4 protein-coding genes and 4 pseudogenes are annotated in these 4428 nt (G+C 67.7%); 3 read left to right on the top strand and 5 right to left on the bottom strand.

The genetic code is table 11. From position 1 onward, the window contains the following. Nucleotides 1-139 precede the first annotated feature (139 nt). Complete coding sequence (locus AAT21_RS34270; protein ID WP_030834221.1) at nt 140-496, top strand: hypothetical protein; 357 nt, start codon at nt 140-142, stop codon at nt 494-496. A gap of 17 nt (nt 497-513) precedes the next feature. Further along, nucleotides 514-783: a hypothetical protein gene (locus AAT21_RS34265; protein ID WP_157879839.1), complete on the top strand. Its 270-nt coding sequence runs from the start codon at nt 514-516 to the stop codon at nt 781-783. Nucleotides 784-1130: 347 nt separating this feature from the next. Here the strand turns inward: AAT21_RS34265 and AAT21_RS39600 are convergent. Further along, a pseudogene (locus tag AAT21_RS39600) lies at nt 1131-1447 on the bottom strand (transposase family protein); the annotation flags it as partial. 112 nt (nt 1448-1559) lie between these two features. Then, nucleotides 1560-1884: pseudogene (locus tag AAT21_RS39595) on the bottom strand (IS630 family transposase); the annotation flags it as partial. A gap of 179 nt (nt 1885-2063) precedes the next feature. On the opposite strand from AAT21_RS39595, the gene AAT21_RS34255 reads away from it, so the two are divergent. Beyond that, the gene (locus tag AAT21_RS34255) at nt 2064-2825 is read left to right on the top strand and encodes a hypothetical protein (protein ID WP_046780908.1); all 762 of its coding nucleotides are present in this window, start codon (nt 2064-2066) and stop codon (nt 2823-2825) included. Between the two features lie 241 nt (nt 2826-3066). Here the strand turns inward: AAT21_RS34255 and AAT21_RS36395 are convergent. The 3 genes and pseudogenes from AAT21_RS36395 to AAT21_RS39585 all read right to left on the bottom strand — a co-directional run. Next, a pseudogene (locus AAT21_RS36395) lies at nt 3067-3463 on the bottom strand (IS630 family transposase); the annotation flags it as partial. Nucleotides 3464-3699: 236 nt separating this feature from the next. Then, a pseudogene (locus AAT21_RS39590) lies at nt 3700-3840 on the bottom strand (IS110 family transposase); the annotation flags it as partial. Nucleotides 3841-4195: 355 nt separating this feature from the next. Further along, a partial coding sequence (locus AAT21_RS39585; protein WP_235439321.1) for a hypothetical protein occupies nt 4196-4428 on the bottom strand: 233 nt, incomplete at its 5' end.

The following is a 4428-nucleotide window of genomic DNA, read 5'->3' as shown; positions in this document are numbered from 1 at the left end:
ACCCTGTGGGAGAGTAGGACGCCGCCGAACAATCATTGTGGGAAAGCCCCGCACCGTCATGGTGCGGGGCTTTTCTGCGTTCACCACCAGGTTCTGGGACCCGGCTGGGTATCCTGGCCGCGTTCCCCTGGAGGAAACGATGACAGCACAGCAGTTGGAAGACGGCGGGCCTCTCATCCCCCAGCCGGCGATGACACGGGAAGCCCTGCGGGACGCCGTACGCCGGATCGACATGGCCAACCTGGCCGTGCTCGACAAGGAATGCAACGAGGCCTTCGACCGTGCGGCGGAGACGGGCGCCATCAACCCGCTGCGGTTCTTCCTGATCAAGTGGGCCACGCACGTGGCGATCCACCGCTGGCCGGCCCGCTCGGCGGCGCTGCACGAAGCCGAGCGGATCGCGGGCGATCCCGGCGCCACAGAGGAACAGTTCCGCGCCGCCATGGAGACCAGCAGCCGCATCCTGGCCGAGGCCCAGCGCGAGATCGGTCAGTGACTCGGCGCGGCGAGGGCGTGGAGAACGACAGCGGCTGGGCCTGGGAGTGCGACCTCAGCCGGCTGTGGGTGCTCGGCGACATGCCCGCGGCCCAGCAGGAGCTGGTCGGCGCCGTCATGGACGGCCTGGTCGACCTCGCCGCGATGGCCATCGACCCCAAGGACGGCAGCCTCTACGAGGATCCCCACCCGATGCGGCTCCGTACGTACGAGGACGAACACCTCATGGTCTGGTACCAGACCATCCTGCACCGCAGCCGGGTCTACCTCAAACGCGTCAACCTCTGACCTCCGGCGGCCGGAGGCTCCGTCTCAGTCCAGCCAGATCACCAGGGCGTGGCCGCCCGAGGCCGCGGCTCGGAAGAACTCCGTCAGAGGAGTGAAGACGTCGCGGGCCCAGTCCGGCGACGTGGGCGAGTCCCCGAGCTGTGGGTAGATCTGACGGCAATGAGGACAGCCCTGTCCATGTGTCGTCCGCGGTGGAGCGGGAGGCACTTCCGTCGAGGATCGACAGCGCTCAGGACGACGAGTACCCGAATGAGGACACCGTCCCCATCATTGAGGCGTTCGGGCGCGTGGCGCACATCGTCGGCACGGGCTCCTGGCCTGCGAACGCGCAGGGTGGCAGTTCGCTGACGTCGGGGGAGGTGACTTCGGATCGCGCGAGATGAGTACGCGCGGTCCGCCCGGACGGCATCGGGGGTCGACTCCTCGGTCGGTCTTCCCTGGCCGCTTCGCGGAAGACGGGGGCTGGCCATGACGCTCTCCAAGGCCGGGGCGTCGCCCGCCTGGCCTGCGGGGGCGCGCGGTGCCAGGGAGCGTGCATGGCCGTCGCTGGCGAGGTGTGCCTTCGTTCACCGGCCTCCTCGGGAGCGTCCGAGCGCGTGGTCGGGTCCGGCCTGGCCTGGAGCCCCTCTGCAACGGCTCCGGCGGCGTGCCGGTCAGCCCGGCAGGTGCCCTCGGCTGCTGCCAGGACCGGGGTGCCCGTCACAGAGGCACTTCGTGACGGGGTCGGCGTGGCGATCCGCAGTGTTGCCGGTGCCGTCAGAACGGTCACGCGGCCTTCAGCTGGCGCCCGCCTCAGCGATTTCCTTCTCGCTGAGGCGGGCGCGGGCACGTTCGCGTGGTTGGGCTGCGAGGACAATCGCGGCGGCGGGCGTTCTGGTTGCGCCAGCCCAGGTAGGCGTGCAGGGCCCTGGTCTGGACGGTGTGGTTGGGATGGTGCGGGTTGGCCAGGGTGAACTGCCGTAGCGGTCCGAACTGTGCCTCGATGGGGTTGGCCCAGGACGCGCAGGTCGGGGTGAAGCACGGTTCGACCTCGCTCCCGCCCGCCCACCTGTCGAGGATCACGTAGAGGGGAGCGCCGTCCGAGCGAGCCGCCCGGATCGTTCATGTGGCCGGTCACGTAATTCCCCAGGGCTACGATCGCGCAATTCCCCAGGCTGTCCTCCCGACGTTCCGGAGGGGTGGCCGGAGGCCGGCGTGCCTGAAGCAGCCTGAACTACCGACCCGGGCAGGGCCACGCGAACTCACGTGACAGCTGTGGCTGGCTCCACGACCATTGGCCGATGACCATGCAACCGGACCTTCTCAGCCTGAGCATCGTGTGCCCACCGCCCGACGAGGGCGGCGTGGAGGTCCGCCCCATCGTCAATGGCGGGGACCTTCTGGCCGGTGTGCTCCCTGGCGGCGTGGGAGGCTCCCGGTACCTGGGAGTAGGCCCCCGGTATCTGTTGGACCGGGACGGGCCGTTGTATGCCACCGCGACGCCCCACAAGGTCCGTCTCGCTTGGTCCGGGTGCGGCGCGGAGGAGTGCTGCGGTGCCCTGTACATGACCGTCACGCGTGACGGGGATCATGTTGTCTGGGCGGGTTGGCGCGACATGGCCAACCCGGACGTCGCCCTGCCGGAGCTTCGGTTCAGCGCAGCTCAGTACGAGGCTGAAGTCTTGCGAGCCGGAGTGGACCGCAGCTGGGAGTGGCCGGCAGGAGCAGTTGCGCGGCTGCTTGAGGCGGGGCTGAGGGGACGCGGGGACTGGCTCCTCCGGTGGGAGTGCGAGTTGCAAGACGTCTGGGCCTCCCGCAAGCAACCCGACCAAATCCACGTCATCCTGATGCACCCCCCTAACGGGCCCGATACGGATCTGCCCTGGATCCAGTTCGGGATGACTCTGCCGATCTCCGCAGACGACCCATCGGACCAGGCCGAGCGCCTTGCAGCGCAGCTGACCGCAGGCGATCCCCGTGCCACCGCCGAGGTCTGGGGAGGCTCGCATGATGCCGAGCGACTGGGCTACCCATGGCCGCCGGTCGACCTGCCGTTCATGTGAACAGCAGGTCGAGACGGGCTCGGGTCCTGCCATTGGGCATCCACTGGCAGCCGCCATCCCCCTGGGGAAGCGTGACCGTGCGGGTGGGGAATCACGTGACGCCGATCATGTAGATCGTGGGGAAATGCGTGACCGTCGACATCTCAGGGCGGCCCAGGTGTCAGGTGTGGTCGATGCCTTTGCGGCGTCGGTTGGTTCCCCGCATCTGGTCGGCGCGCCCTGCGGCGGGCCAGTAGGTACCGCACCGCAGTGCCTCCCGGCCGATCCGGACGGGCCGGGCAGTGTTCATGCGTAAGTGATCGGCGAGCTTGCGGATCGACCAGCGGGTGAAGGGCTTGCCCAGCACGGTCGGGCGGGTGGTGGCCGTAGGGACAACGAAGCCTCGCCGTCACGGTTGATAAGGCGGGGACGGCCTTCCGCCCAGCGAGGCCGATCTCGTTGAACTTGTGGATCACGTTGCGGACGGTGTTCTTGTCCGCCTGCACCAGGCGGACAATGACCGGGACCGTGCTGCCACCGGCCGACGCCAGCAGCGCTCGCCGAAACCGCACCGAACTCGTGCTGCCCCGCCGAACGATGTGCTGGAGTTTCTGGCCCTCTTGCCCTGTCAGCCCGCGAACCCGGACCGGGTCCGCCATCCCGCCACCCCACGCTGCTCGGAGAACTCTGCTCCAACCAGCACAAGGCCGCTGCCGGTGAGATGCGGCTGCTGATTGGGCGGCCGCCGTGCCCCCTCATCGGGTGGAGCGCTGGCAGATCATGCGGTTGCAGAGGTTGCGCTGTGCAGCCGGCGTGCCAGTGCTTCCTCGACTGCCTCGGGGCAGACGGCCACCAGCTGGACCAGGAGGGGCGAGCACGGTTTGTCGCTGCGTACGCGTGAGAGGCCGTTCTTCCAGGGTTCGAAAGCCGCGAGGGCGACCGGGTAGTACTCGTGCAGCAGGGATCGGACCTGGTCGGTGATCTGCTGAGCTCGGGCGAGGACGGCGAAGGTCTGGCCGAGCTCGGAGTGCGACGGCGTGGTGATCTTCGGCCCAGGCGAAGGCCAACCCCCGTCGGCCTTCGCCTCCGGTAGGTACATCCGTCACCTGCGGACGAGGCGGGTGTCTCGTAGACCCGTTCCTCGATCGTCGCGGACGTGCCACCCCAGCGGTGGGGTAGACGCGGATCTGCAGGACTGTTGGAAGGTCCACCAGGTGGTGGGCGGGGAGCAGGCACCGGTCCGGCCCTGCTTGAACTGGGCCGCAGCTGGGCGGGGAGGGTCGTTTTGACTCCTCCCAGGCACGGTTGTAGAGTTGAACAGTTGCCTGGAGCTGAAGCGCTCGGCAGCAGCCCCCACAAGGATTCACATTCAAGTGGGGACAGTCGACTCTTCATTCGGGAATCGAAGCCGGAGAAATCCGGTGGAGAACTTCTGATAGAGTCGGAACCGCCGGAAAGGGAAACGCGAAAGCGAAAGCCTGGAAAGCGCCGAGGAAATCGGACACGAAAGAGTCTGATAGAGTCGGAAACGCAAGACAGTAGAACGAAAGCCCGGAGGAAAGCCCCAGCAGATGTTGCTGAGGGTGAGTACAAAGGAAGCGTCCGTTCCTTGAGAACTCAACAG

It is taken from the genome of Streptomyces yangpuensis, assembly GCF_001005295.1.
GTDB lineage: Bacteria > Actinomycetota > Actinomycetes > Streptomycetales > Streptomycetaceae > Streptomyces > Streptomyces yangpuensis.
The sequence above is the reverse complement of the archived record's forward strand: the minus strand, read 5'-3'. Positions and strand labels throughout refer to the sequence as shown.